Origin of the sequence: Mesorhizobium sp. M0802, from assembly GCF_040320115.1 — a bacterium.
GTDB lineage: Bacteria > Pseudomonadota > Alphaproteobacteria > Rhizobiales > Rhizobiaceae > Mesorhizobium.
The window spans coordinates 130,675-155,846 of sequence record NZ_JAMYOY010000017.1 but is presented as its reverse complement, the minus strand read 5'-3'; the positions used below and the strand labels follow the sequence as shown (position 1 = coordinate 155,846).

Annotated in this window: 25 protein-coding genes, 1 tRNA gene and 2 pseudogenes; 13 read left to right on the top strand and 15 right to left on the bottom strand. The window is 62.6% G+C overall.

Annotation, left to right across the window (positions count from 1 at the left end; genetic code table 11):
• Positions 1-123: 123 nt before the first annotated feature.
• The gene (locus NKI10_RS22915) at positions 124-666 is read left to right on the top strand and encodes an autotransporter (RefSeq protein ID WP_023672266.1); all 543 of its coding nucleotides are present in this window, start codon (positions 124-126) and stop codon (positions 664-666) included.
• A 100-nt stretch (positions 667-766) separates the two neighbouring features.
• Here the strand turns inward: NKI10_RS22915 and NKI10_RS22910 are convergent.
• The 3 genes and pseudogenes from NKI10_RS22910 to NKI10_RS22900 form a co-directional block, all read right to left on the bottom strand.
• Positions 767-931: pseudogene (locus tag NKI10_RS22910) on the bottom strand (LysR family transcriptional regulator); the annotation flags it as partial.
• A gap of 32 nt (positions 932-963) precedes the next feature.
• A tRNA-Arg gene (locus tag NKI10_RS22905) sits at positions 964-1,040 on the bottom strand.
• Positions 1,041-1,235: 195 nt separating this feature from the next.
• Positions 1,236-2,768 (bottom strand): ATP-binding protein, encoded by a 1,533-nt coding sequence (locus tag NKI10_RS22900; protein ID WP_023672265.1) that lies wholly within the window; start codon positions 2,766-2,768, stop codon positions 1,236-1,238.
• A gap of 301 nt (positions 2,769-3,069) precedes the next feature.
• Between NKI10_RS22900 and rpmH the strand changes: the two genes are divergently transcribed.
• The 6 genes from rpmH (at position 3,070) to yihA (ending at position 7,924) form a co-directional block, all read left to right on the top strand.
• Positions 3,070-3,204, top strand: coding sequence for a 50S ribosomal protein L34 (rpmH, locus tag NKI10_RS22895; RefSeq protein WP_008833937.1), 135 nt, complete (start codon positions 3,070-3,072; stop codon positions 3,202-3,204).
• A gap of 16 nt (positions 3,205-3,220) precedes the next feature.
• The gene (gene rnpA, locus NKI10_RS22890; RefSeq protein ID WP_023672264.1) at positions 3,221-3,574 is read left to right on the top strand and encodes a ribonuclease P protein component; all 354 of its coding nucleotides are present in this window, start codon (positions 3,221-3,223) and stop codon (positions 3,572-3,574) included.
• Between the two features lie 14 nt (positions 3,575-3,588).
• Positions 3,589-5,403: a membrane protein insertase YidC gene (yidC, locus tag NKI10_RS22885; RefSeq protein WP_352862071.1), complete on the top strand. Its 1,815-nt coding sequence runs from the start codon at positions 3,589-3,591 to the stop codon at positions 5,401-5,403.
• A gap of 340 nt (positions 5,404-5,743) precedes the next feature.
• On the top strand, positions 5,744-6,310 hold the full coding sequence (locus NKI10_RS22880) for a fasciclin domain-containing protein (protein WP_023696020.1): 567 nt from the start codon (positions 5,744-5,746) through the stop codon (positions 6,308-6,310).
• A 319-nt stretch (positions 6,311-6,629) separates the two neighbouring features.
• Positions 6,630-7,268 (top strand): CatB-related O-acetyltransferase, encoded by a 639-nt coding sequence (locus NKI10_RS22875; RefSeq protein ID WP_023673243.1) that lies wholly within the window; start codon positions 6,630-6,632, stop codon positions 7,266-7,268.
• Entirely contained in the window at positions 7,265-7,924 is a 660-nt protein-coding gene (yihA, locus tag NKI10_RS22870; RefSeq protein WP_023673242.1) for a ribosome biogenesis GTP-binding protein YihA/YsxC, read from the top strand. The genes NKI10_RS22875 and yihA overlap by 4 nt, the downstream gene beginning before the upstream one ends.
• A 66-nt stretch (positions 7,925-7,990) precedes the next feature.
• On the opposite strand, the gene NKI10_RS22865 is transcribed toward yihA, so the two are convergent.
• Positions 7,991-8,734, bottom strand: a complete 744-nt coding sequence (locus tag NKI10_RS22865) for a TetR/AcrR family transcriptional regulator (RefSeq protein ID WP_352862069.1) — start codon at positions 8,732-8,734, stop codon at positions 7,991-7,993.
• Between the two features lie 146 nt (positions 8,735-8,880).
• On the opposite strand from NKI10_RS22865, the gene NKI10_RS22860 reads away from it, so the two are divergent.
• Entirely contained in the window at positions 8,881-10,062 is a 1,182-nt protein-coding gene (locus NKI10_RS22860; RefSeq protein WP_352862067.1) for an HlyD family secretion protein, read from the top strand.
• Positions 10,063-10,083: 21 nt separating this feature from the next.
• The gene (locus tag NKI10_RS22855) at positions 10,084-11,685 is read left to right on the top strand and encodes a DHA2 family efflux MFS transporter permease subunit (RefSeq protein ID WP_023755369.1); all 1,602 of its coding nucleotides are present in this window, start codon (positions 10,084-10,086) and stop codon (positions 11,683-11,685) included.
• Between the two features lie 117 nt (positions 11,686-11,802).
• On the opposite strand, the gene NKI10_RS22850 is transcribed toward NKI10_RS22855, so the two are convergent.
• The 5 genes from NKI10_RS22850 to NKI10_RS22830 all read right to left on the bottom strand — a co-directional run bounded on the left by NKI10_RS22850 (position 11,803) and on the right by NKI10_RS22830 (position 16,249).
• Positions 11,803-13,350 carry an FAD-dependent monooxygenase gene (locus NKI10_RS22850; protein WP_352862065.1) on the bottom strand — a complete coding sequence of 516 codons (1,548 nt, stop codon included), beginning with the start codon at positions 13,348-13,350 and terminating at the stop codon, positions 11,803-11,805.
• Between the two features lie 153 nt (positions 13,351-13,503).
• Positions 13,504-13,998 carry a peptide-methionine (R)-S-oxide reductase MsrB gene (msrB, locus tag NKI10_RS22845; protein ID WP_023739777.1) on the bottom strand — a complete coding sequence of 165 codons (495 nt, stop codon included), beginning with the start codon at positions 13,996-13,998 and terminating at the stop codon, positions 13,504-13,506.
• A gap of 210 nt (positions 13,999-14,208) precedes the next feature.
• On the bottom strand, positions 14,209-14,766 hold the full coding sequence (locus NKI10_RS22840) for a fasciclin domain-containing protein (protein WP_023739778.1): 558 nt from the start codon (positions 14,764-14,766) through the stop codon (positions 14,209-14,211).
• Between the two features lie 224 nt (positions 14,767-14,990).
• Positions 14,991-15,713 carry an anti-sigma factor gene (locus NKI10_RS22835; RefSeq protein WP_023732751.1) on the bottom strand — a complete coding sequence of 241 codons (723 nt, stop codon included), beginning with the start codon at positions 15,711-15,713 and terminating at the stop codon, positions 14,991-14,993.
• Entirely contained in the window at positions 15,710-16,249 is a 540-nt protein-coding gene (locus NKI10_RS22830) for a sigma-70 family RNA polymerase sigma factor (protein ID WP_023673234.1), read from the bottom strand. Before NKI10_RS22830 ends, NKI10_RS22835 begins: the two co-directional genes overlap by 4 nt.
• Positions 16,250-16,397: 148 nt before the next feature.
• Here NKI10_RS22830 and NKI10_RS22825 point away from each other — a divergent pair, with 148 nt between their 5' ends.
• Together NKI10_RS22825 and argB are read left to right on the top strand one after the other, a co-directional pair.
• The gene (locus NKI10_RS22825; RefSeq protein ID WP_352862062.1) at positions 16,398-16,841 is read left to right on the top strand and encodes a hypothetical protein; all 444 of its coding nucleotides are present in this window, start codon (positions 16,398-16,400) and stop codon (positions 16,839-16,841) included.
• 77 nt (positions 16,842-16,918) lie between these two features.
• On the top strand, positions 16,919-17,812 hold the full coding sequence (gene argB / locus NKI10_RS22820; RefSeq protein ID WP_013528489.1) for an acetylglutamate kinase: 894 nt from the start codon (positions 16,919-16,921) through the stop codon (positions 17,810-17,812).
• Positions 17,813-17,854: 42 nt separating this feature from the next.
• Here argB and NKI10_RS22815 read toward each other — a convergent pair whose 3' ends face one another.
• The 3 genes and pseudogenes from NKI10_RS22815 to NKI10_RS22805 form a co-directional block, all read right to left on the bottom strand.
• A complete protein-coding gene (locus NKI10_RS22815; RefSeq protein WP_023687463.1) occupies positions 17,855-18,253 on the bottom strand; it encodes a RidA family protein in 399 nt (132 codons plus the stop codon).
• Between the two features lie 108 nt (positions 18,254-18,361).
• Positions 18,362-19,908, bottom strand: a pseudogene (bchE, locus tag NKI10_RS22810) (magnesium-protoporphyrin IX monomethyl ester anaerobic oxidative cyclase).
• A 111-nt stretch (positions 19,909-20,019) separates the two neighbouring features.
• Entirely contained in the window at positions 20,020-20,496 is a 477-nt protein-coding gene (locus NKI10_RS22805) for an Lrp/AsnC family transcriptional regulator (protein ID WP_352862060.1), read from the bottom strand.
• Positions 20,497-20,635: 139 nt separating this feature from the next.
• On the opposite strand from NKI10_RS22805, the gene phhA reads away from it, so the two are divergent.
• Positions 20,636-21,472 carry a phenylalanine 4-monooxygenase gene (gene phhA / locus NKI10_RS22800; protein ID WP_352655428.1) on the top strand — a complete coding sequence of 279 codons (837 nt, stop codon included), beginning with the start codon at positions 20,636-20,638 and terminating at the stop codon, positions 21,470-21,472.
• A gap of 196 nt (positions 21,473-21,668) precedes the next feature.
• Here the strand turns inward: phhA and NKI10_RS22795 are convergent, their stop codons facing one another.
• The 3 genes from NKI10_RS22795 to NKI10_RS22785 form a co-directional block, all read right to left on the bottom strand.
• Positions 21,669-23,108, bottom strand: a complete 1,440-nt coding sequence (locus NKI10_RS22795) for a GMC oxidoreductase (protein ID WP_023819247.1) — start codon at positions 23,106-23,108, stop codon at positions 21,669-21,671.
• Positions 23,105-23,275 (bottom strand): hypothetical protein, encoded by a 171-nt coding sequence (locus NKI10_RS22790; protein ID WP_023819248.1) that lies wholly within the window; start codon positions 23,273-23,275, stop codon positions 23,105-23,107. The genes NKI10_RS22795 and NKI10_RS22790 overlap by 4 nt, the downstream gene beginning before the upstream one ends.
• Before the next feature lie 178 nt (positions 23,276-23,453).
• Positions 23,454-24,215: a GGDEF domain-containing protein gene (locus NKI10_RS22785; RefSeq protein ID WP_023681345.1), complete on the bottom strand. Its 762-nt coding sequence runs from the start codon at positions 24,213-24,215 to the stop codon at positions 23,454-23,456.
• Between the two features lie 175 nt (positions 24,216-24,390).
• Between NKI10_RS22785 and NKI10_RS22780 the strand changes: the two genes are divergently transcribed.
• Positions 24,391-25,110, top strand: coding sequence for a pyrimidine 5'-nucleotidase (locus NKI10_RS22780; RefSeq protein WP_023687469.1), 720 nt, complete (start codon positions 24,391-24,393; stop codon positions 25,108-25,110).
• Positions 25,111-25,172 lie beyond the last annotated feature (62 nt).

The following is a 25,172-nucleotide window of genomic DNA, read 5'->3' as shown; positions in this document are numbered from 1 at the left end:
CGCGTAGTCTGCCCGCGTAGTCTGCTTGCCCGTTTCGACCATCCGGTTGACGGGTCTGTCGGCATTCGCTAGCCTGAGCATCTCAGCTGTATTGGTTGAGCTTCCCAATGGAGATGACGACAAATGTCTCTTGCCGCCAACTCGCCTCTCTACGCCGTAACCGCCGGTATCGTCAACGCAGCCAAAGGTGCTCATGCCATCGAACGGGTCAAGGCGGTGCTGCGCGAACACACCGACCGCTTCCATGCATCAGGCGTGCTCGCGCATGAGGAAGACGACGATGAGGTGCTGCTGCATGCCAGCCCTGACTTGACCATCTACCACATCACGCTGTCGCCCGGCCTGCGGTACCCGCCGCACAACCATCTGATGGATGCGCTGATCGGCATCTACAAGGGCAGCGAGACCAACTTCATCTATCCCGTCGACGGCAGCGAGATCGATGCGCCGGAACGCCACGACATCGCGGCGCCCGCGGTGGTGCACATGACCCCTGATACCGTGCACGCGGTGGCCAACACCGGCATCGCCCGCTCAGGCGCGCTGCATGTCTATCTCGGCAATCTGACCGAGACCCACCGCCACATGTGGAGCCCGGGCAGCACCCACGCCGAGCCGTTTGACAATGAGCGGTATCTGGCTGGAGCGAGGCCTATTGGGCCCTGATCCGGGAAAGGCGGAAGAAAAGTGAGCGTGCTGCGCGGCGGCGTGAATGAGCATTCAGCGTCGCTGCGCCCAGATAACGGTCGCCGCGTACTCTCCCGTTTCAAGAACATCGCAGCGCGTTTATAGCGCAGTCAGGCTGACGACTGGGGTAATAAATGAAGAAGCCCGGAATAGGCGGCGTCCAGTTCTCCAGCACTCGGATGAGGCGGTGCTCGGCAACGTGTTCCGCGACCTGCTCTTCATATGCGAGCCCAAGACCGGCTAGCGGATCGCAGGAAATCGCAGATTCGGCGGAAATGGCGCGCCCGAAGAGATTCGAACTCCTGACCCCCAGATTCGTAGTCTGGTGCTCTATCCAGCTGAGCTACGGGCGCGCAACAGGCCATGCTTTACATAGCCCCGCTAACCGATCCTGACGACCGGCCGCGACAAGACGTGTTCCCTAGCGACTGAATTTCCGAAAAGCAAGCCAATCCGGCAAAAGTTTTGTCGCAGCTGCTTTCGACGGTGCCGATCAAAGGGGTGCTGAGATTCAGCTCAGTCCGGCTTCGGCTGAATATCAATACAGCTCAGGCAGGGCGGCGCAGGCCGTTGCGGGCCTGGTCGAGGCGGACCGGCTGGTCGGGGATGGTGACGGCGAAGGTGGTGCGTCCGCCGATCGATTCGACCAGCTCCACCGTGCCGCCATGGGCGCGGATCAGTTCGTGCGCGATGGCCAGGCCAAGGCCGGTGCCGCCGCTGCGGGCCGAGCCGCGAAACGCCGCGAACAGGTTTTCTCGCGCCTTCGCCGGCAGGCCGGGACCGGTGTCGGTGACAATGATGCGGCTTACGCTGCCTATGCGCTCGGCCGATACGGCGAGCCGGCGCACCAGCGCGCTCTCGGCGTCGGCCGCCATCGCCTGGACCGCGTTGCGACAGAGATTGGTGAGCACGCGAAACAGCTGGTCGGAATCGGCATCGACCTCGAAGGCGAGCTCGACGGCATTGACGAATTCGATGCCGTCCTCGATGTCGAGCAGGCCGTGGACGTCGTCGACCAGCTGGCGCAGCCGCAAGCGGCGGCGTGAGGGCGCCGGCTCCTGCGTGCGGCCATAGTGGAGCACGCCTTCGGAATAGGAGACGGCGCGGTCGAGCGCGCGCAACAGCTTTGGCGCGAAGGCCTGCACCGTCGGGTCCTTGACCAGGCGCAGGCGGTCCGACATCAGTTGCGCCGAGGCCAGGATGTTGCGCATATCATGGTTGATCTTGGAGACGGCGAGGCCAAGATCGGCAAGATGCTTCTGCTCCGACAGCATCTTTTGCAGCCGTTCCTGCATCTGCGACAGTTCGCGCTCGGCAACGCCGATCTCGTCGGCACGGGCGGCCGGGTGGATGATGCGCCCTGGATCGTCGGGCGCCTCGGAAAAGGACAGCATCGAGCGCGTCATGGTGCGGATCGGGCCGATCATGATCAGGTCGATCGCGGCATAGACCAGCATTGCGGTGAACAGCGAGATCAGCAGCGAGACGAAGGCGACGTTGCGCGAATAGCGCAGCATGGCGTTGCGCAGGGAATAGTCGGGCATGATCAGCTCGAATTCCTTGTCGCTGTCGCCGACCGGGCCGAACACCCGCAGCATGCGCTTGCCGCCGAAGAACAGCGTATCCAGCGCCCCGGTCATGCCCTTGATCATGCCGACATTGGCGATGTCGATATGCTCGTCGACCTGCGGCGGCATCTCGGCCACCACCAGCAGGCGCGATACGCCGCCGTCGCGCACCGCGATCGCCTTGGCGCCGATTGCCATCAGCACGTCGTTCTGGGCGGCGCGGGAGAGCGAATTGGGCTCGCCCTGCACCAGCACGATCGACACCGCGGCAGCGGTGCTTAGCCGCTCCTTCAGCCAGGCCAGGCGGTAGCTGGCGATCCAGGGCAGGAAAATGAGGACTTCGGCCAGGAGCACGAAGACAATGGTGAGCAAGAGCAGCTTGGTCGACAGGCCGCGCGCCAAGGGCACTGAACGATTGGGCACCGAACGGCTCGCAACCGGGCGAACGGTCGCCGGGCTGGCATCGGCTGTCGCCGGGCCGCTCCCTTCATCCGCTGATGCAACTTCGCTCATTAAGGCCTGTCTTCACAAACGCTTGATCGGTTGAGATTAGGCGATTGCGGCTTTTTTGCCAATTTCATCCTTCGTTGGACGATGGTGCCAGCAATAAAAGACCGCCTCGAACTGGGTGTTCGCGCTGCGACGAACTCATAGTTCGCGCTGGATTGACTCCCAAAACCCTTCTTTCTATAAGCCGCTCACGCTCGGGCCATTCGTCCCGGCGCGGTTTCGATCGCGCCAATGCCGGCCCGGCAAAGCTCCTGTTACACAGTGACAGAATCAAGAAGGGCCGCACCCCGCGGTATTAAAACAAATGAAGCGTACCTACCAACCGTCCAAACTCGTCCGCAAGCGCCGGCACGGTTTCCGTGCTCGCATGGCCACCAAGGGTGGTCGCGGCGTCGTCGCAGCTCGCCGCAACCGCGGCCGCAAGCGGCTCAGCGCCTGAACGGAAGACGAGATCGTTGCCCGCAACCGGCAAGCCAGTGGGACCAAACCCCAAGCGGCTTCTGAAACGTGCGGAATTCCTGGCCGTCCGCCGCGGTGAAAAGCGGCGCGGGCGGCTTTTTCTCGTCGAAGTTCTCGACCGCAATGACGGCCTGCCGCCGCGCGTCGGCTTCACCGTCACCAAGAAGGTCGGCAATGCGGTTGTCCGCAACCGCGTCAGGCGGCGGCTGAAAGAAGCCGTGCGCACCCATGCCGCAAGTGACATGGCGCCCGGCAATGACTATGTCATCGTCGGGCGTGAAGACGTGCTCACCATTCCGTTCGGCCAGTTGAAGGCCGAACTCTCCCGCCGTCTCAGCGGAACACGATAGGCCAAGGGCTTTCGATGGAAAACAACCGGAACTTCTACATCACCATCGTCTTGTCGGTGCTGATCCTCGGGCTGTGGCAATATTTCTATGTGCTGCCGCGCAGCGAACAGCAGCGCGAGGCGGCCCGCATCGAAGAGCAGCGGGCGGCGGAGCAGAAGAAGGCGGCCGAGGCCGCCAACCCCGGCGGCACGCCGGCGCCCGCAGCGCCCGGCGCCATTCCAAACGCGCCCGGCACCTATGTCACGACGCCGGAAGGCCGCGCGCAGGAAGTGGCCAAGACGGCCCGCGTCAACATCGACACGCCGAGCCTGTCGGGCTCGATCAACCTCACCGGCGCCCGCCTCGACGACCTAAAGCTCAAGCACTACACCGAGACGGTCGACAAGACATCGCCGCAGATCCAGCTGCTCAATCCGCAGGCGCTGCCCACCGGCTATTATGCCGAGATCGGCTTTGTCGGCAGTGACACGACCGGCACGGTGCCAGGCCCGGAAACGGTCTGGAGCGTCGACGGCAATGCGACTCTGACGCCGGCGACGCCAGTGACGCTGACCTTCACCAACGACAAGGGCCTGACCTTCAAGCGCACGATCTCCGTCGACGGCGACTACATGTTCACCGTTTCCGATGCGGTGCAGAATTCAGGCTCGGCCCCGGTCACGCTGTCCAATTACGGCCGGGTCATCCGTTTCGACAAGCCGGCCGTCGCCAGCTCCTATGTGCTGCATGAAGGGCTGATCGGCGTCACCGGCACGGAAGGCCTGCAGGAGCACAAATACGCCGACATCGAGAAGAACAAGCTCTATACGCCGAGCAAATCGACCGATGGCTGGCTTGGCATCACCGACAAATATTGGGCGGTTACCCTGGTGCCGACCGAGAAGCAGCCGTTCCAGCCGCACTATGCCTATTACGACAATGGCCGCGCGCGCTACCAGTCGGACTTCCTCACCGACCCGATCACCATTGCCGCCGGGCAGTCGGCGACGGTCGAGACCGAGATCTTCGCCGGCGCCAAGGAAGTCAACAAGATCAACGCCTACGCCCAGGACCGCCAGATCAGGCTGTTCGACCGGCTGATCGATTGGGGATGGTTCATCTGGATCACCAAGCCGATGTTCTACCTGATCGACACGCTGTACAAATTCTTCGGCAATTTCGGTCTGGCCATCCTTGCCACCACCGTCGTCGTCAAAACCCTCTTCTTCCCGCTCGCCAACAAATCCTATGCGTCGATGGCGAACATGAAGAAGGTGCAGCCCAAGATGCTCGAGATCCGCGAGAAATACGCGGACGACAAGATGAAGCAGCAACAGGCGATGATGGAGCTGTACAAGACCGAGAAGATCAATCCGCTCGCCGGCTGCTGGCCGGTGGCGCTGCAGATCCCGGTGTTCTTCTCGCTCTACAAGGTGCTCTACATCACCATCGAGATGCGGCACGCGCCGTTCTTCGGCTGGGTCCAGGATCTGGCCGCGCCCGATCCGACCTCGGTCTTCAACCTGTTCGGCCTGCTGCCCTTCGCGCCGCCGGCATTCCTGCCGCATATGGGCGCCTGGGCGGTGGTCATGGGCATCACCATGTTCCTGCAGATGCGCATGAACCCGACGCCGCCGGATCCGACGCAGGCGCAGATCTTCACCTGGATGCCGGTGATCTTCACCTTCATGATGGGCAGCTTCCCGGCCGGTCTCGTCATCTACTGGGCCTGGAACAACACGCTGTCGATCCTGCAGCAGGGCGTGATCATGAAGCGCCAGGGCGCCAAGATCGAATTGTGGGACAATCTGACGGCATTGTTCCGAAAGAAACCCTCGCCGGCTGAATAAACGGCGTGGCAATCAAAGCCCCGGCTCGTCCGGTGTTTTTTGTGGACGAGGCGCTCATCACGTTCCCGTGAGGCGCGAAACTTGCGGCGTGCAACCGGCGTGGCTGCTGCTTGTACCGCCAAGGCCGATCAACACCGATCAGCCCTAATCCGAAGACCGTTGTTTTTGATCCGTGACCCCGTCATGTCCATCGCGGGGATGCGGCGCGTGGAATGGGCATTCGCCTTTAAGTATTTGTTATCATTATCATTTTTTACGCTGCACCGAAACTTTCCCGCAATCGCCGCGTAACTCTTCCCGACAATCGAATCAACAATTGTCGCACCAGAAGGGTTCTCCAATGGCAAAGTCCATCCTCAAGGCATTATGCTTTTCCGCCGGCCTGGCTCTATCGGGCCTCGCAGCGACGACGGCCTATACGCTCGCCAATCCCGCCGTTGGCGGCGCTGCGATGCTGACCTCCAAGAACATCGTCGAGAACGCCCTCAACTCGCCGATCCACAAGACGCTGGTTGCCGCCGTCAAGGCCGCCGGCCTGGTCGACACGCTGGAAAGCGCGGGACCCTTCACGGTGTTTGCGCCGACCGATTCCGCCTTCAAGAAACTTCCGGCCGGCACCGTCGCCACGCTGGTGAAGCCCGAAAACAAGGACAAGCTGACCAAGATCCTGACCGCCCATGTCGTGGCCGGAAAGATCTCGGCCAAGGAGATGATGACCAAGGCCAAGGCGATGGGCGGCAAGTATGAGATGAAGACCGTTAGCGGCGACACGCTGATCGCCGAGGTCAAGGGCGGCTCGCTCTACATCGTCGACGAGTCCGGCGGCGCCGCCAAGGTGACGGTCGCCGACGTCAACCAGTCGAACGGCGTCATCCACGTCGTCAACAAGGTGCTGTTGCCGAAGTAACGGCTTTACGCAACGGGGAATGACGGCGGGCTGCGACGGGCTTTCTCGGTCTGCCTTCCCCACCTCACGAGGAGGTGCCATTCTTTTGAAGCCGTCTTCGACACCACCGGGGTCCTGCTTGTCCTTCGCAGGGCCCCGTTTTTTTGGGTTTCAGGGCGCCTTAGCCGACGGCGGCGGTCGACCTGATCGTGATCTGCCGCGGCACGAACTGAACATCGAAGCCCAGCAGGGCTCGCTCATCGGGCGATTGGTGCTATAGGGCGGATCACGCCATCTAGAATGGCGGCTTTAATTTGCGCCACTCTCGACGGATCTCGCCATGGACGGACCCAACCCAGACATCAAACACCCCATCCCGATGCACACCCGCGTCGGCTTCCTCAAGCCCCTGGTCACCGCGCCGAATATCGAGATCGGCGAGTTCACCTACTATGACGATCCTGACGGACCGGACAAATTCGCCGAGCGATGCGTGCTGCATCATTATCCCTTCATCGGCGACAAGCTGATCATCGGCAAGTTCTGCGCCATCGCGGAGGGCGCGCGCTTCATCATGAACGGCGCCAACCATGCCATGTCCGGCTTTTCCACCTATCCGTTCAACATTTTCGGTCATGGCTGGGAGCAAGGCTTCGACCCGAAGACGTGGTCACAGGAAGTGCGCGGCGACACGGTGGTCGGCAATGATGTATGGATCGGCATGGATGCGGTGATCATGCCCGGCGTGTCGGTCGGCAATGGCGCCATCGTGGCGGCGAAATCGGTGGTGACGCATGACGTGCCGGCCTATGCGATCGTCGCCGGCAATGCGGCAAAGGTGGTGAAGATGCGTTTCGACGACAGGACGGTGCGGCGGTTGCTGGCTGTGGCGTGGTGGAATTGGCCGGTGGACAAGATCGGCCGCAACCTCAACGCCATCCGGGGCGCCGATATTTCGAGGCTGGAGGCAGCAATTTGAACGCGCTGGGCAACACCGTCATCGGCACCGACCTGTTCACCAAGGGGTGGATCTTCATCCGCGGCGTGCCGGCGATGAAGTTCCTGCCGCCGGAGGGGCCGCCTGAGATCGCCTTTGCCGGCCGCTCCAATGTCGGCAAGTCGTCGCTGATCAATGCGCTCGTCGGCCATAACGGGCTGGCGCGCACCTCCAACACGCCGGGCCGCACGCAGGAGCTCAACTATTTCGTGCCGGGCGGGTTTTCCGGCGAAGGCACCGACCTGCCGCCAATGGCGCTGGTCGACATGCCGGGCTACGGCTATGCCAGCGCGCCGAAGGAAAAGGTGGACGACTGGACCAAGCTGGTCTTCGACTATCTCAAGGGCCGCGTGACGCTGAAGCGGGTCTATGTGCTGATCGATTCCCGCCATGGCATCAAAGCCAAGGACGACGAAGTGCTGTCGCTGCTCGACAAGGCGGCGGTGTCCTACCAGATCGTGCTGACCAAGACCGACAAGATCAAGGCCGCCGGCGTGCCGCAGCTGATCGAAGAGACATTACTGAAGATCAAGAAGCGGCCGGCGGCGTTTCCGTTCGTGCTCGCCACGTCGTCGGAAAAGGGCGAGGGTCTGGACGAACTGCGCGCGGCGATCGTGCTGGCGGCCAATGGCGGTTAAAAGCAACTCCGGGAAAAGTGTGAAGCGGTTTTCCGTCCGGAGTTGCGAAAAAAGACCTTTGGCTAACTAGGCCTTTGCCTTGGACTTCGCCTCGAGCGCGATCATCTGGTGGCTTTCTTCCTCGGCAAGCTTTTCAGTGCCGTAGGACTTCAGGAACAGGCTGACGCCCGACCGCACGATGTGGTCGATTTCATCCTGGCCCGGCGCCTTGGTGCGGTAGGCGAAGATGCACTGGCGAAACAGGCCGGCGAGGCACAGTTCGGTGAATTGATAGGCGGCAAGATCGACATCATCGATCTTGAGCAGGCCGCGTTCTATGGCTGCATTGAGGAACTTGACCACTTTGTCGTGGCCGCGTTTGGGGCCGCGTTCGTAAAACCGCGCGCCCATGTCCGGTATCCTGTCGGAGGCGCCGATCACGGTGCGTTGCGCCTGGATGACCTTGGCCGAGGTGATCTTCATCGACAGCACCTTGCCGAACTTCACCAGCGTCTGGCGCAGATCGTCGGCGCGGTCGAGCATGTCGTACATGTTCTTGAAGATGGTGCCGCGCTCTTCCTCGATCAGCGCCTCGAACAGCTCTTCCTTGTTGGCGAAGTAGACATAGATCGTGCCCTTGGAGACGCCGGCCTCGCGGGTAATGTCGTTCATCGACGCCGCTTCGAAGCCCTTGTCGATGAACACGCGCCGCGCGCCCTCGATAATCTGGCTGCGCTTGACCGGATCCTGGCCCGCCGCCGGGCGGCCGCGACGCGCACTATCCAGCACATCGCACGGATCATTTTCGACGTCGGGTAACGTGTCGGCCATTAAAGTCACACCTCGCGAAATAATTCGAACCGAGCGGTTCGATTGCTCTTGATATGGGCCTGCTTTAGCGCTATGTCAACGTTCGCATCGAACCGAACGGTTCAGTATAACACATTTTCCTTATGTAGCTACGGTAGCGAGATATCATGTCCTCGAACACGCCAACCACCGCCGAAGTCCGCCCCTTTCCCAACGCCAAGGTCTCGCCGGTTATCGAAGCGCCGGACGCGCCCATCAAGCCTGCCGCCGAAGTTTTGGCCGAGGTGCCGGCCAAGAAAAAGCGGTCGGCTCGCTCGTTCATGCTGCCGATCATCGGCCTCGCTCTGCTCAGCGCCGGCGCCTGGTATGGCTATGATTACTGGACCGACGGCCGGTTCCTGATCTCGACCGACGATGCCTATGTCCAGGCCGACATGTCGTTCGTCTCGCCGAAGATTTCCGGCTATGTCGATCAAGTCAAGGTCTCGGAGAACCAGCAGGTCAAGGCCGGCGATCCGCTGCTGACGATCGACGACGGCGACTACAGAATAGCCGTTGCCCAGGCGGAGGCGCAGATCGCCACGCTGGCCAAGACGCTCGACCGTATCGACGCGCAGACCAAGGCGGCGCAAGCTTCGCTGCAACAGGCGCAGGCGCAGAAGGTCGCCGACCAGGCGGCAGCCGACAACGCCGCTCGCGCCCAGCAGCGCGCCGCGCAACTGGTCAAGACGCATGTCGGCACGCAGGCGCAACTGGACGATGCCCAGACCGCTCTCGACCAGGCCAATGCGGCCCTTGTCGGCGCCGACGCGCAGATTGCAGCCGCACAGGCCAATATCGGCGTGTTCGAAGCGCAGCGCGCCGAATCGGCCAGCACGCTGGCTTCGCTGCGGCTGAACCGCGACAAGGCCGCGCGCGATCTTTCCTTCACCGTGCTCAAGGCGCCTTATGACGGCGTGGTCGGCAACCGCTCGGTCGAGCAGGGCGACCTCGTCAGCCCCGGCCAGAAGCTCGCCGTCGTGGTGCCGCTGGACAAGCTCTACATCGTTGCCAACTTCAAGGAGACGCAGCTGGCCAAGCTGGTGCCCGGCGAGAAGGTGCGGGTCTCGGTCGACGCCACGGACGGCCATGATTTCGAAGGCACGGTGTCGTCGCTGGCGCCGGCTTCGGGTGCGGTGTTCTCGCTGCTGCCGCCGGAAAATGCCACCGGCAACTTCACCAAGGTGGTGCAGCGCATCCCGGTTCGCATCGACGTGCCGGCCGATGTGCTGAAGGCAGGCAGGCTGCGCGCCGGCCTGAGCGTCGTCGTCGCCGTCGACAGCCGCACGGCTCCGGCCGCGGCGAACTGAGCGAAAGCCGGGAGCAACGCCATGGCAACCGCAACCATAACTGCAGGAGCGGCGCCGGCGCCTGCCATGCCGGCGGTACCGACGACCATCTCGACGCGCCGCCTCATCGCCTTCCTGGCGATGGTGTTCGGCATGTTCATGGCGATCCTCGACATCCAGATCGTCTCAGCCTCGCTGGCCGAGATCCAGGCCGGCCTCAGCGCCAGTTCCGATGAAATCCCATGGGTGCAGACCGCCTATCTGATCGCCGAAGTGGTGATGATCCCGCTGTCGGGCTTCCTCAGCCGGATGCTGTCGACGCGCGTGCTGTTTGCAGGCGCCGCGGCCGGCTTCACGGCGGCCAGCGCGCTGGCCGCGACCGCCACCAACATCGACCAGATGATCGTCTACCGCGCCATCCAGGGCTTTATCGGCGGCGGCATGATCCCGAGCGTTTTCGCCGCCGCCTTCACCATCTTCCCGCCGTCGCGCCGCGCCATGGTGTCGCCGATGATCGGCCTGGTGGCGACGCTGGCGCCGACCATCGGCCCGACCGTCGGCGGCTATATCAGCCATGCCATGTCGTGGCACTGGCTGTTCCTCATCAATGTCATTCCAGGCATTCTGGTGACGGTTACGACCTGGACCCTGATCGATTTTGACAAGCCCAATCTCGGCCTGTTCAGCAAGTTCGACTGGTGGGGCCTTGCCGGTATGGCGGCGTTTCTCGGCTGCATGGAATATGTGCTCGAGGAAGGTCCGAACCATGACTGGCTGCAGGAACAGGCCGTGTTCATCTGCGCCATCATCATGGTTGTCGGTGCGGCGCTGTTCTTCTGGCGTGCCTTCACCGCCGAGGAGCCTATCGTCGATCTCAGGGCCTTCACCAACGTCAATTTCGCCTTCGGTTCGCTGTTCTCCTTCGTCATCGGAATCGGCCTGTACGGTCTGACCTATCTCTATCCAGTGTTCCTCGGACGCATCCGCGGCTACGATTCCTTGATGATCGGCGAAGCCCTGTTCGTCAGCGGCCTGGCGATGTTCGTCACTGCGCCGATTTCCGGCATCCTGTCGAGCAAGATGGATTTGCGCATCATGATGATGATCGGGCTGTTCGGTTTCGCTGCCGGCACATGGTGGATGACGCATCTGACCGCCGACTGGGATTTCTGGGAATTGCTGATCCCGCAGATCCTGCGCGGCAGCTCGATGATGCTGTGCATGGTGCCGATCAACAACATTGCGCTCGGCACCTTGCCGCCGGACCGGCTGAAGAACGCGTCGGGCCTGTTCAACCTGACCCGCAACCTCGGCGGTGCGGTCGGCCTTGCCGTCATCAACACCGTGCTGATCGATCGCAGCGCCTTCCACTACGCCAGGCTGGCCGAGCATGTGGAATGGGGCAGTGCGGCGGCGCAGACCAAGCTGCAGAACATGACGCTCGACTTCCAGCAGACGCCTGGTCTCGACGCCACCAAGGCGGCGATCTCCAAACTGTCGGGCATGGTCCAGCAGCAGGCGTCGCTGCTGTCGTTCATGGATGTGTTCACCATGCTGACCGTGCTGTTCGCGACCATGGCGGTTTTCACCCTGGTCATCGCCAAGCCGGCGCCGCCCGCGGGCAGCGGTGGCGGAGGCCATTGAGCGCGCCGGACCCCCCGCCTGGCGCCCTCATGTGTGACCCCGGAAATCACCCCCGATTTCCGGGGTCACGCTTAAGCATCGATCGTTATCAAGCTCCTTGGTCGAACACCCGGCGCGCTATGCTGCGGCAGGCGGCCCAAACCATTTGGTCAGCGAGTCGGTTAGCCCGGCTGCTTCAGGGCCGCCGACCCAGGCCACATAACCGTCAGGCCGGACCAGCACTGCGCGTGGGGCTTCGACTGCCCCCAGCACCGGAAGCTCCCATGCGCCATCGTAGCTGGCGTCGACCAGCTGAATCCGCTCCACCCACTGGCCGATACCAAAAGCGCCGGGCTCACCAAGATTAAGCAGCAGCGGCCGAGCGTCATGCAGCAGGGCGAAAACCGGCAGCGGACCGGCAGAGGTGACGAGGTCGAGATCCGGCATGCGACGCCCCAGCAGCGGATGCCCCTCGCCAAGATCGTAGTGGATGTCCAGGCCGGACAACATGCCGGCAAAACGCTTGCGCGGTTCTTCCATGCCGAGAAGTTCCGACACTGTATCGCGCAGCGCCTTGGTGCGCTCGTCTTCGCGACGGAGCACGACCGACGCCATGGTGTTTTTCATCACACGCGCGGCAATCGGGTGGCGCTCTGCCTGGTAGCTGTCGAGCAGGCTTTCGGGCGCAGTTTTCCTGACCACCTGGGCAAGTTTCCAGCCCAGATTGACCGCGTCCTGCACGCCGGTCTGCAGCCCCTGTCCACCGTCCGGTGGATGCACGTGCGCGGCGTCGCCTGCCAGCAGCACCCGCCCCTTGCGGTATGAGGCTGCCTGCCGGGTCATGTCGGTGAAGCGGGCCAGCGATGTTGGATTGTGGACGCCGTAATCGGTGCCGTAGACGGCAATGAGCGCCTCGCTGAGCTCATGCAATGTGGGCACGCCGCCGGCCCCGACCTCGCGTTCGGTCACCAGCACCCGCACCGTACCGTCTTCCAGTCTGCTGAGGCCGTGAATTCCGATGGCATCGCGGTGGATACCCCATTGCGGCTCTTCCGTTACCTCGATCTCGGCGATCAAATTGCTGGTTGTCGGCTCGGAACCGGGGAACTCTATGCCAACCGCCTTGCGCACGAGACTTCTGCCGCCGTCACAGCCGACGAGATAATCGGCACGAAGCGACCCGCCATCGCTCAGCGCGACATCGACGCCGCCGCCATCCTGCACCAAGCCTGTCACCTCGCGGCCACGGTAGAACGTGACGCCAAGCTCCTCGACCCAGTCAGCAAGGATGCGCTCTATGTGCTTTTGCCACAGCGCCAGCCCGTAATTGTGGCGGGTGGGGAAGTCGCTGATGTCAAGGGAAGCGCCGGCGAAGCCCGCGACCTGGGCGGTCTGGCCTTGCGACAGGAACCGATCGGCAATGCCGCGCTGGTCGAAGATCTCGATGGTGCGCGAATGCAGCCCGCCCGAGCGCGCGCCCGCGAGATCCTGGTTCTCGCGCCGCTCGACGATGGCGACATCGATGCCGGCCAGGGAAAGCTCGCCGGCCAGCATCAACCCGGTCGGGCCGCCGCCGGCGATCACCACGGAATGGGATATTCGCGGCCGGTCCGCATCAACACCGTCGGTCGATTTGGCGCTCGATTTGGGCTCGCCGTCGCGAGCCCGTGCTTCAGTTCGTTGCATAGGTTCTGGCCCTCTCGTTAAGGGCTGCGGAATCTACGCATAAAAAGCCGTCTGCCAATTCTTGAAGTTGACTGTTTTCGCCCCATTTCAACAGATAGGAGGCGGTCGTCACGCCGGCGCCAAATCCCCACCCCGCTAAAAGACGCCGAACGGTCAGGCAGTGGCCGGCTTGAAGCTGAGCGCAACGCCGTTGATGCAATGGCGCAGGCCGGTCGGCGCCGGGCCATCGTCGAAGACATGGCCGAGATGGCCGCCACAGCGGCGGCAGTGGACCTCGGTACGGGTCATGCCGAGCGAACGGTCCTCGGTCTTGCCGACGGCGTTGGCAATCTCTTGCCAGAAGCTCGGCCAGCCGGTGCCGGAATCGAACTTGGTCTCCGAGGAATAGACCGGCAGGTCGCAGCCGGCGCAGGCGAAAATGCCCTTGCGGTGCTCGTTGAGCAGCGGGCTGGTGCCGGGATACTCGGTGCCTTCCTTGCGCAGCACGTTGAAGGCTTCGTCGGACAGGATGGCGTGCCACTCGGCGTCGGTCTTGGTGACCTCGAAGGTTTCGGCAGCCTTAGCGGGCCCGCCCATGCGCAACGTTGCCGCCGCGCCGGCCACGGCAGCGATGGCGGCGCCGCTCAAAAGCAAATCTCGACGGTTCATGACAGAAATCCTCCTGCGGGTTGTTTTGCCAAATTTGGCCGCCACTGGAAAATCAAAAGCCGGTGACGGTTGTCCTGCAAACGAACGCTCCACACCGGCTCGCGCTTGTTGCGGACGGGATGGAGCGCTCGGTCGTTTGCTCGGCCCACGGGGGCGGGGCCGCGCAATCTGCAGGAGCTTACCGCCTGTTCGTCGGCGGCAGGGGCTTTGTTACATCTTCGGCAGCAGGACCTTGTCGATGACGTGGATGACGCCGTTCGACTGCTCGACGTCGGCGATCGTGACATTGGCGACATTGCCGTTCTCGTCGGCTACGGTGACCTTGCCGCCATCGGCCTTGAGCGACAGCTCGCAGCCGCCAACCGTCTTGACCTTATGGGTTCCGCCATCGGCCTTGGCCATCGAGGCGACATCGGCGCCCATCGCCTTGGCGCCGATGACATGGCAGGTCAGAATCTTGGTGAGCTTGTCCTTGTTCTCGGGCTTGAGCAGCGTCTCGACCGTGCCAGCCGGAAGCGCGGCGAAGGCCTCATTGGTCGGCGCGAAGACGGTGAACGGGCCGGCGCCCTGCAGTGTCTCGACCAGGCCGGCAGCTTTGACGGCGGCGACCAGTGTCGTGTGATCCTTCGAATTGACGGCGTTCTCAACGATGTTCTTGTTGGCGTACATGGCGGCGCCGCCAACCATCGGATTCTCGGCATAGGCGATTGTGGCGAGGGCGGAGACGGCAATAGTACCGGCGAGCAAAAGGGTGGCGATTCTACGCATAGTGTTCGAACTCCTCAGGGTTATTGTTTCCTCTTTCGGGAACATGAGGAGATACGGAATAGAACTGCCTGAGTTTCCGCGCGCCGGGAAAAATTTATCCTTTATTTTGTCGCCGAATTATCTCCGGAGATCGAATCCGTAATCTCCAGCAGCGTATCCAAAACGAAAACAGCGGAAGATGTACTTCCGCTGCCTTCATTGTCACGTCATGATCTTACGATTAATCAGATGCCCTTCAGGTCGCCCGCGGCAACGACCGGTCCGGTCGGCTGTCCGGTCGTCGAACCGCCCGTCGGCTCGACGCTGACGGCAAGCACGGCGCCTTGCGCCAGCTTCTGCTGCACTGCCGGGGTAACCGGAATGTGCGTGACCTGGCCGGCGGGAATGACACCCATCGAGACCGGCGCATTCTTGCCTTCGATCATCCACAGTTCGAAGTCCTTGCCGGCGGCGCGTTCGCCCGAAACCAGCGACAGGCCGACATCGCGGCGGGATGCGTCGTAGACGACGAGGTATTTGACATCGCTGCCTTCGGCGGCCAGCGAGGCGACGAGGCGCTCCTGTGGCACGACGACCGGCGACCTGACGTAGGGCACGGCGACATAGAGTACCAGGGCCGCGAGAGCCGCTGCGGTGAGGCCGCGCCAGAAGGCAAGGCTGGACCAGAGACTGCCGCTCGGCGCCGTCATCGACGCCGCGGTGGAGGAGAACAGCCGGCGATCGATAGCCGGCTTGACCGTGGCCGGCGGCTCTACCTCAGCATAAGCGGCAGCGATCGGCGAGAGGTTCACTTCCCAGGAATCGACGAGACGGGCAAAGCCGGTCTCCGCGTCGATGCGTCCGGAGGCTATCTGGCGCTCATCCGCCGGCAGCACGCCGAGAACGTATTCGGCTGCGAGCAGGTCGTCGCCTCCACGTTCCGGTCCATTTTCTTCTGCCAGGGTCATCTTTCCAGACATTCTCTAAGTTTCAACAGGCTGCGGCGCAGCCATGTCCGCATCGTGTTGAGCGGAACCTTGTGACGTTCCGCGAGCTCGGCGTAACTTTCGCCGTTCAAATACGCACCCCGAACGGCTTGCGCCCGGTCTTGTTCCAACTCTTCAAGGCACTGATAGATGCGCTCGGATTCACCGCCCGCAACAACCATAGCCTCTGGCCCGGGACCGGGGTCAGCCACGTCGAGCGCGGCATCGATATCGGCAGCAGGCTTGCGTCGCGACCGGATGCGATCAATCGCATGATTGCGTGCTATGGCCACCAGCCAGGAGATTGGGCTGAGATCAGAAACAGCGAAACGATCCGCCTTCGTCCACACTTTGACGAAGACCTCTTGCAGCGCTTCTTCCGCATCTCCGCGATCCTTCAATACACGAAGGCACACGCCGAAAAGTTTCGCACTGGTTTGCCGGTAAAGCAGATCGAACGCAGTCCGATCCTTCATCGAGGTCCGGACAATCAGGGTGGAGATATCCTGCGGCGTCATACGGACAAGCTAAGCGATCACAATTTATTTGCAAAGGCAGAAATCTTGTTGTCCACGCAATCGATGTCCGCGCCCAATCGCCAGTAATCGCCGGTCGGTTGCCAAGGAAATCGGCTGTCGTTAGCCTCCCGCAGATAGGGGAACAGCAATGTCGGCCGAACGGATGCTGTGGGAGAACGATGCGACCGGCTTGGCAGAGCTGTTGCACAGAGGCGAGATCTCGCCGCCGGACCTTGTCGATGCTGCGATCGCGCGCGCCGAGGCAACCCGATCATTGCGCATCCGCCGCTTGCCTGCGGCGCCATGGACCCGAAGGGGGCCGACGAGCTCATCGAACCTGCTCGACAAATTGCATCTGACCCGTGCCTTGGAGATCAGATCCCTGTTTGGGCGATTGATGGACAAGAGCCTGTGGTTACCACTGGCCGGCAATCCAGAATGGCCTGCCGCTCGACATCCAGGGCGTCGGCCGCCCCGGCGACGAGCAGACGGTTTTGTCGCTCGCCGCGCAGATGGAGAAGATTTCCGGCTGGCTGACGCGGCGGGCGCCGCTCAAGGTGCCGGCCTGATCCGGCAGATTTCATCATCGTGATAGCAAAGCTGTTTGCGGCCTGGGCCAATTCCCGCTAAGACGCCGCCGTCCTTACCCGCATCCAGGGAACCATGCCGATGACGGAGATCACCGCCACCGCCGAAATGCAGGCCGCCCTGCTCTCGCGGGCCCTGCCCTATATGCAGCGCTACGAGCACAAGACGGTGGTGGTGAAATATGGCGGTCATGCCATGGGCGATATCGAGCTCGGCAAGGCTTTCGCCCGTGACATCGCGCTGCTGAAGCAGTCCGGCGTCAACCCGATCGTCGTCCATGGCGGCGGGCCGCAGATCGGCGCCATGCTGGCCAAGATGGGCATCGAATCCAAGTTCGAAGGCGGACTGCGCGTCACGGATCAGAAGACGGTCGAAATCGTCGAGATGGTGCTGGCCGGTTCGATCAACAAGGAGATCGTCGCGCTGATCAACGCCGAGGGCGAATGGGCGATCGGCCTGTGCGGCAAGGACGGCAACATGGTGTTCGCCGAAAAGGCTCGCAAGACCATGATCGACCCGGATTCCAACATCGAGCGTGTGCTCGATCTCGGTTTCGTGGGCGAACCGGTCGAAGTCGACCGCACCCTGCTCGACCTGCTGGCGCGCTCCGAAATGATCCCGGTGCTGGCGCCGGTGGCGCCCGGCCGCGATGGCCATACCTACAACATCAATGCCGACACCTTCGCCGGCGCCATCGCCGGCGCCTGCCAGGCGACGCGCCTTTTGTTCCTAACCGACGTGCCCGGCGTGCTCGACAAGAACAAGAAGCTGATCGACGAGCTGACGGTGGCCGAAGCCAAGGCGCTGATCAAGGACGGCACGGTGTCGGGCGGCATGATCCCCAAAGTCGAGACCTGCATCGAGGCGATCGAGCGCGGCGTCGAAGGCGTCGTCATCCTCAACGGCAAGACGCCGCATGCGGTGCTGCTGGAGTTGTTCACCGAACACGGCGCCGGCACGCTAATCGTGCCCTGATCGGCAACTGGCTTGGCGGCCAGTTGGTCGGCTGGCCAGCCCTTAGGCAGGCTGGGGCAGGCGCGCGATGACCTTTATCTCGAAGTCGAAGCCGGCTAACCAGTTGACGCCGACCGCCGTCCAATTGGTGTAGGGCGGTTCACCGAACACCTTCAGCCGAACGGCATCGATCACGGGCCATTGCGTTGCCGGATCGGTGTGGAAGGTGGTCACGTCGACTATATCGTCGAACGTGGCGCCCGCTGCTTTCAGCACTGCCGCGAGATTATCGAAGGCAAGCTGGACCTGCTTTTCGAAGACAGGTTCGGGCGACCCGTCCTCGCGGCTGCCGACCTGGCCCGAGACAAACAAAAGATCGCCTGATCGGATTGCAGCAGAATAGCGATTTATCTCGTAGAGAGCCTGCCGGCCGGCAGGAAAGATCGCGTCACGTTTGGTCATTTTCACTCCATTGTCCGGGGCACTCACATACGTCCCGTATGCATGAGGTGGGTACATACGCTGCGTATGTCAATACGCATACGGTAGGTATGAAGGGCAGCGAGCCCGTCAGGCGCCGGCCGAGATCGCGACAGCCGCTTCGGCCGGCTTGAGCGGCGGGCGCATGACGACCATGGATTCCTCATCGGCATCCTGCGGCGCGCCCCAGAACTCAGCCAGCGTCGGACCATCCTTGAGGCGGCGGTCGCGGGCCAGAAAACCCCAGACCTCGCGGAACCAGACGCGGCGGCCCATTTGCGTGTACCAGCGCATCGAATGGCTCTGTTCGGGATCGGGGTGGAAGAGAATGCGCGTCAGCGCCTTCGGCCGCGACTGCACCGCGACCTCGATCAGCTTGATCGAGAAGAACAGCATCCACGGTTTCAGCCGGGTCATCTGCAGCACCTGGTGCTTGTAGTCCCACAGCCGGGCATCCGTCTGAATCACCTTGCGGTTCTTGGCGATGCGGAAGAACGGCGTCCAGCGGTGCGGCGTGACATAGAGCGCCTGGATCTGGTCGGGGTCATAGGCAAGCAGCTGGCGAAAGCCGCGCCACAGATCGCGAAAGGTCTCATCCTCGAACCCGGCCACCCAGGTCGCCATGGACAGTATGCCATGCTGGCGGAGCAGCCGGATTGCCTCGCGGTCGGATGAGGTGCTGCCGCCCTTGCGGATCAATTGAAGCGTCTGTTCGTCGGTGTTTTCCATGCCGAGCAGCCAGCGGATGACGCCGGCCTTGCGATAGAGGTGCAGGATGTCGGCATCGCGCACGATGTCATCGGCCCGGGTCGAGCCGACGATCAGCACCGGCACGTTCTCGGCGATCAGCGCATCGAGAAAGGCGCGCCAAACCTTCTTCGACACGGTCGGGTTTTCGTCGGCGAGGTGATCAGTTCGACGCCGTGCTGGCGGTGCAGCCAGGCAATCTCCTGCGCAAATTTCTTGGGGTCGCGATGCCGCCAGCGGGTCCAGAAACCGCGTTGGCCACAATAGTTGCACAGATGCGGGCAGCCCCGCGAAAACTGCATGACCACGGCGCGCTTGCCGCCCCAATAGCTGTAGCGGCGGTGATCGATCAGCTCCCAGCCGACGCGGTACTCGTCCAGATTGGCAGTGGTCCCGGCCGGCCGCGTCGCGAAGGGGCGGCCGAGATCGTCGCGATAGGCGATACCCGCGACATCGCCCAGCGGCCGGCGATTGTCCAGTGCCACGACCAGGGCAAGGATGGTTGCCTCGCCCTCGCCGCGCACGATGAAGTCGAAGACATCGCTCGCCGCCAATATGTCGCGCCAGTGATAGGTCGGGAACACGCCGCCATAGATCACCAGCGTCGCCGGCTCGAGCGCCTTGACCATGCGGGCGATCGCGAGCGCGGTGGGATGCGCCGAGGTCGAGCCGGAGTGGCCGATCAGGATGCAATCGGGCTGGCCGCTGAGCGCATCGCGCACCAGCGTTTCCAACGGCATCGGCCCGAATTCGGCATCGACCAGCCGGACTTTATGGCCGGCTTCGATAAGCGGGCCGCCCAGTGCCAGCAGGCCGAGCGGTGGCAGATGGTCATCGGGCACGCGGCTGCCGATGGCGGTGTGCGGCGGATTGATCAGCACGATGTTCATGACGGACCTTTGAGCGACGGTCCGCATGGCGTAGCCGGCGTTTCAGTTTCGCATTTGGGCTCCGTTCAGCAGTTTGCGTGCAGCTTTTCCGCAGAAATGGCGATGCGTGTCCTACCGCCTGAGATGGGCGAGCGGCACGTGGCCCGGGCCCTTGATGTTCTGCAGCACCAGCTGGGTGTGAACGTCGCGCACGCCGGCAAGGCGCATCAGGCGGTGCATGACGAAGGCGTTGAGTTCGTCGACCGACGGCACCATGACGTGCAGCAGGAAATCGTGGTGGCCGGTCATCGTCCAGCATGCCGACACTTCGTCCATGCGTTGCACGGCGGCGATGAAGCTTTCGGGCGAACCGTCGCTGTGGCTGGTGAGGCGCACCTGGATGAACACCTCGACCATCAGGCCGACGGCGCGGCGGTTGAGCACGGCGGCAAAGCCCTTGATGATGCCGGCCTCCTGCAGCGCCTCGAAGCGGCGGGCGCAAGGCGTCGTCGACAGGCCGATCTCCTGCGCCAGTTCGGACACGGGCTTGCGTCCATCGCGCTGAAGAACATCCAGCATCTTGATCTCGAAATCGTCGAGCTGAGGCATTTTCACTCTCTTTCAGCTTCTGCTTGGTGATTTTTACCTCAAATCATGGACCCAAGCCATCATCAAAGCTGAATTGCCTCGCCGGCCGCCGCTAGACTCTGCGGACAGATTCAAGTGTCACGATCAGGGGAGAAGAACCATGACGACGATGAGCGTTGCCGAATATGCCCGTGATTGCGCGGCGCAAGGCCTGCGTGGCGACTATTCAGTGTGCCGTTCCGATTTCACCGTGGCGCAGGGCTATGATTACAGCGCCGAAGAACAGGCGGTGTGGCGCACGTTGTGCGACCGGCAGACCAAGCTGACGCAGAAGCTGGCGCACCATTCCTATCTCGATGGCGTCGCCGCACTCGGCCTGCTCGACAAGATCCCGGATTTCGGCGCGGTCTCAGACAAGCTGCGCAAGCTGACCGGCTGGGAAATCGTCGCCGTGCCTGGCCTCATCCCGGCCGCGCCCTTCTTCGACCATCTCGCCAACCGGCGCTTTCCGGTGACCAACTGGCTGCGCACCAAGGACGAGCTCGACTACATCGTCGAACCCGACATGTTCCACGACTTCTTCGGCCATGTGCCCATCCTGACACAGCCGGTGTTTGCCGACTTCATGCAGATGTATGGCGAAAAGGCCGAGAGCGTGATTGCGCTGGGCGGTGACGAGATGATCACCCGGCTCTACTGGTACACCGCCGAATACGGGCTGATACAGGAGGAGGGCCAGAAGCTGAAAGCTTTCGGCGCCGGGCTGATGTCGTCGTTCACCGAATTGCAGTTCGCCGTCGCGAGCCCGGACGCGCACCGCGTGCCCTTCGACCTCGAAACGGTGATGCGCACCGGCTACGAGATCGACAAGTTCCAGCGCGCCTATTTCGTGCTGCCGTCCTTCGACGTGTTGCGCGATGCGTTCCGGACCGCCGATTTCAAGGCGATCGTCGCCCGCCGCAAGGGGCAGCCGGCGCTGGATCCAGCGACGGTTTAGCAAATCATGAAGGGTTTGCGCGGCACCTACCCCCACCCTTAATCCCTCCCCACAAAGGAGGACGGAGATCTCGTTGGCGCTGATTTCCGAGGGTTTCGACACCAAGGCATGGGTAGCGCCGGCAGCAATCCTGTCGCGCCGTTCGCTTTCTTGACAATCAGACGGTAATGACTTCGTCACACCGTGGATGACTTCGTCACACCGTGATTACTTTGGTCAGATGGTCGCCTAGCCGGCAGGCAAGTGCGGTGATTGTCGTCGTCGGGTTGCATTCGCCCGACGTGCAGAACACCGACGAGCCGCCGACATAGAGATTGTCCATGCCGTGCACCTTGCAGTTGGCGTCGACCACGCTCTTGGTGATATCGGTGCCCATGCGCGTGCCGCCCATGTGGTGGTGGCCGGCCAGTTCCTCATCCGTCGGGTAGTCCTCGCCATTGGTCAGCCAGTCCATGATGCGGACGCGGCCGAGGTCCTTCTCGATCAGCGTCGTTCCGAACAGCTTGAGCCCCTCGAGGATGGTGCGGCGCTCCAACGGCGACTTCTTCCAGTGCAGCTCGATGCGCGGCACGCCGGCACGGTCGACATCGGTCTTCGACAATTCGATATGGTTCGAGGCCAGCGGCGCCTGTTCCCAGGCGACGTAGAGCTGGGCGGCGCAGCGCAGGTTCTGGCTGAGCTGGTAGGCGACCCATTCGGCGGCCTCGGGCGCGGTGCAGGCGAGGTCGGCAATCAGGCTCTTGACGCCGGCATAGGGCGTCTCGATCAGGCGTATGCCGAAATTCATGATCTGCAGCCGCTCCATGGCGGCGAGCGTCGGCGAGAAGAACGCCTCGTTGACGGCATCAACCTCGAACTCCCTGTAATCGGCCAGGATGGCATTGCCGCCCTCGAAGGTCGGGTGCTCCATCCAGTAGCGGCCAAGTGCCGTGGCGTTCGGCACCACGCCGCCATTCGAGCGCTGGTTCGACCATAGAAGCAGCCGCGAATTCTCCAGCCCGCCGGCGCAGACGATGAAACAATCGGCGCTGAAGGCGCCGGCATCCTTGCCGTTCGACCACAGCCTGGCGCCGGTCACTCGCTTGCCGTCCCCGGCAAGTTCGGTGGCATAGGTGTTGAGCACGAGCGCTATGTTCTTGCTCTTGTCGAGCTCGTCGGAGAATTTCTCGCCAAAGCGCACGGCCGGGCTCTTGATCAGCTGCACCCAGCGTATGTCGTCTGAAATCGGCACATCGGGCTTGAAGTCGGGAAGCTCGAGTATGTCGTGCACCTCGGACAGATAGGGCTCGATGTCGGTCCGGGCGATTGGCCAGCCGGTGTCCGGCGCCCATGCCTTGGGCTCAAAGTCCTGCTTGTCGAGCACGCGGCACCAGCCGGCCCAGTGGTTCGACGACCCGCCCATGAAGCGCAGCCGGGTGATGTCGAGATCGAAATATTGATCGCCGACCGTGAAGCCGCGGTAGAAATCCTGCGACTCGTCGCTGAATTCGCGTGCGCCGGCCTCCAGCACCACGACCGGAATGCCGGCGGCGCCGAGCTTTCTGGCAATGGTGGTGCCGGCCGGCCCGGAGCCGAGAATGCAGACCTTGGGCTTGAAATCCGAGGCTCGAAACGCCTCATAGCAGTCGAAGATCATGCCAGGTCGCTCCGCTTCAGGATCCAGCCATTGACCACGACGATCTCGTCGGGATCGGCCGGGGGGCGGTCGCTGTCAGGCAGCTTGCGAAAAAGCTGTAGCGCCGGCATCGCAATCAGCGCCTGCACGATGGTGCGGCGCGACATTTTCCTGATGAACAAACTCATGACACGTCTCTGGATGGGGGCTTCGATCCACGCATGGCGTTCCCTGAACGGCACACGTACCGGCCAGACATGCCATTCCCGTGCCAAGCCTTGCCTGTAAACGAGTTACAACCCGGTAAACGGCGCAGTTGCGTGGAAACAATGTTGGCGAACCGTTAACAGCCCCACCACCAACACCTCACGCAGCTTCGGAAATGTCCCGGTCGAGGATCGACAAATTGCGGCCGCGGTGCTTGGCCTCGTAGAGCCGGCGGTCGGCGGCGCGCATCAGGTCCGAGACATCGGCATCTTGCGCACAGGTGATGCCGCCGATCGAGACGGTCAGCGGCACCGTGCGCTCGTCGACCGGACGAAAGCGGACCAGCTCGACTTCACGGCGGATGCGCTCGGCCACGCGCCGGGCTTCGGCTTCCGTAGCGCCGACCAGGAAGGCGCCGAACTCCTCACCGCCAATGCGGCCGAGCACGTCGCCGCTGCGGACGCCGCGCTCGATGGCGCTGGCGATCAACACCAGTGCGTCATCGCCGGTCAGATGGCCGAAACTGTCGTTGATCGCCTTGAAATGGTCGGCGTCGATGATCAGCAGCGCGCCGCGATCGGATTTGCGCCGCGAGCCGTCCAACGCGGCAAAGAAGCTCTCGCGGTTGAGCATGCCGGTCATGTCGTCGCGGCTCGCCTTCGCCGACAGGCGCCGATGCGCGGCGGCGAGCTGGGCATGCGCGCGGGCGAGATCGCGATGCGCGTTTTTCAGTCGGTCGCTCTGCCAGAAGGTGCTGGCGCAGGCGATCCAGGCGAGCGCCAGCGGGCACACCGTCGATGTCAGCCAGACAGTGCGGTCGACCGGAAAACCCATGGCGGGAACGATGATCAGCGTCAGCAAAAGCGAGATGGCTACCGAGCCGAATGCGACCGCGGCGGACTTTAAGACTATGCGACTCATCGCTGGCTCCCACTGAACCGTCTCTGTGCCAGCAAGCCCTGAAGGCCACCTTTCCGTGATGGCTAAAATTTGAATGGTGAGCCCATTTTTACAACTCTAGATGCACATAGGTTGTGGATAAGCTCTACATCAGAAAGGGGTTCGAACGGCAGATATTTCATGCCATAAGGACGCCATGACCACGCTGCCCGATCCCGCCCGCTTCGCCCATGTCACCGACTGGGTGTTCGACCTCGACAACACGCTTTATCCGCACCATTCGAATCTGTTTTCGCAGATCGACGTCAAGATGACGGCCTATGTCGGAGAACTGCTCACGCTGCCGCGCGAGGAAGCGCGCAAGCTGCAGAAGGAACTCTATCTCGAATATGGCACGACGCTGAACGGGCTGATGACGCGTCACGGCATCGACCCCGACGATTTTCTCGAAAAGGTGCATGATATCGACTATTCGTGGCTGGTGCCGGATCCGGTGCTGGGCACCGCTATCCGCCAGCTGCCCGGCCGCAAGTTCATCTTCACCAATGGCGACCGCAGGCACGCCGAGCGCACCGCGCGCCAGCTCGGCATACTCGACCATTTCGACGACATTTTCGATATCGTCGCCGCCGGGCTGACGCCGAAGCCGTCGCGGCAGACCTATGAGAAGTTTGCCGAACTGCACGCCGTCACCGGACACAATGCGGTGATGTTCGAGGATCTCGCCCGCAACCTCGAGGTGCCGAAATCACTGGGCATGACCACGGTGCTGGTGGTGCCGCGCAATTTCGAGCCGACCTTTGCCGAGATCTGGGAACGCGATCCGGCCAATGAGGACGACGTCGATTTCGTCACCGACGATCTGGCGACGTTTCTGACGGGGATAGTGGAGGGGGTGGAGGAATTGAGGAGCTGAAGAATTGAAGAACTGGTGAAAGGAAGACCGATCCGGACCTCCTTTTCCTCAATTCTTCAGTT

Excerpts from the sequence above, each read along its gene's own strand:
- NKI10_RS22915 (WP_023672266.1), top strand. The coding sequence starts at position 124 with ATGTCTCTTGCCGCCAACTCGCCTCTCTACGCCGTAACCGCCGGTATC.
- NKI10_RS22900 (WP_023672265.1), bottom strand. The coding sequence starts at position 2,768 with ATGAGCGAAGTTGCATCAGCGGATGAAGGGAGCGGCCCGGCGACAGCC.
- rpmH (WP_008833937.1), top strand. The coding sequence starts at position 3,070 with ATGAAGCGTACCTACCAACCGTCCAAACTCGTCCGCAAGCGCCGGCAC.
- yidC (WP_352862071.1), top strand. The coding sequence starts at position 3,589 with ATGGAAAACAACCGGAACTTCTACATCACCATCGTCTTGTCGGTGCTG.
- NKI10_RS22880 (WP_023696020.1), top strand. The coding sequence starts at position 5,744 with ATGGCAAAGTCCATCCTCAAGGCATTATGCTTTTCCGCCGGCCTGGCT.
- NKI10_RS22875 (WP_023673243.1), top strand. The coding sequence starts at position 6,630 with ATGGACGGACCCAACCCAGACATCAAACACCCCATCCCGATGCACACC.
- NKI10_RS22865 (WP_352862069.1), bottom strand. The coding sequence starts at position 8,734 with ATGGCCGACACGTTACCCGACGTCGAAAATGATCCGTGCGATGTGCTG.
- NKI10_RS22860 (WP_352862067.1), top strand. The coding sequence starts at position 8,881 with ATGTCCTCGAACACGCCAACCACCGCCGAAGTCCGCCCCTTTCCCAAC.
- NKI10_RS22855 (WP_023755369.1), top strand. The coding sequence starts at position 10,084 with ATGGCAACCGCAACCATAACTGCAGGAGCGGCGCCGGCGCCTGCCATG.
- NKI10_RS22850 (WP_352862065.1), bottom strand. The coding sequence starts at position 13,350 with ATGCAACGAACTGAAGCACGGGCTCGCGACGGCGAGCCCAAATCGAGC.
- msrB (WP_023739777.1), bottom strand. The coding sequence starts at position 13,998 with ATGAACCGTCGAGATTTGCTTTTGAGCGGCGCCGCCATCGCTGCCGTG.
- NKI10_RS22840 (WP_023739778.1), bottom strand. The coding sequence starts at position 14,766 with ATGCGTAGAATCGCCACCCTTTTGCTCGCCGGTACTATTGCCGTCTCC.
- NKI10_RS22835 (WP_023732751.1), bottom strand. The coding sequence starts at position 15,713 with ATGACCCTGGCAGAAGAAAATGGACCGGAACGTGGAGGCGACGACCTG.
- NKI10_RS22830 (WP_023673234.1), bottom strand. The coding sequence starts at position 16,249 with ATGACGCCGCAGGATATCTCCACCCTGATTGTCCGGACCTCGATGAAG.
- NKI10_RS22825 (WP_352862062.1), top strand. The coding sequence starts at position 16,398 with ATGTCGGCCGAACGGATGCTGTGGGAGAACGATGCGACCGGCTTGGCA.
- argB (WP_013528489.1), top strand. The coding sequence starts at position 16,919 with ATGACGGAGATCACCGCCACCGCCGAAATGCAGGCCGCCCTGCTCTCG.
- NKI10_RS22815 (WP_023687463.1), bottom strand. The coding sequence starts at position 18,253 with ATGACCAAACGTGACGCGATCTTTCCTGCCGGCCGGCAGGCTCTCTAC.
- NKI10_RS22805 (WP_352862060.1), bottom strand. The coding sequence starts at position 20,496 with ATGCCTCAGCTCGACGATTTCGAGATCAAGATGCTGGATGTTCTTCAG.
- phhA (WP_352655428.1), top strand. The coding sequence starts at position 20,636 with ATGACGACGATGAGCGTTGCCGAATATGCCCGTGATTGCGCGGCGCAA.
- NKI10_RS22795 (WP_023819247.1), bottom strand. The coding sequence starts at position 23,108 with ATGATCTTCGACTGCTATGAGGCGTTTCGAGCCTCGGATTTCAAGCCC.
- NKI10_RS22790 (WP_023819248.1), bottom strand. The coding sequence starts at position 23,275 with ATGAGTTTGTTCATCAGGAAAATGTCGCGCCGCACCATCGTGCAGGCG.
- NKI10_RS22785 (WP_023681345.1), bottom strand. The coding sequence starts at position 24,215 with ATGAGTCGCATAGTCTTAAAGTCCGCCGCGGTCGCATTCGGCTCGGTA.
- NKI10_RS22780 (WP_023687469.1), top strand. The coding sequence starts at position 24,391 with ATGACCACGCTGCCCGATCCCGCCCGCTTCGCCCATGTCACCGACTGG.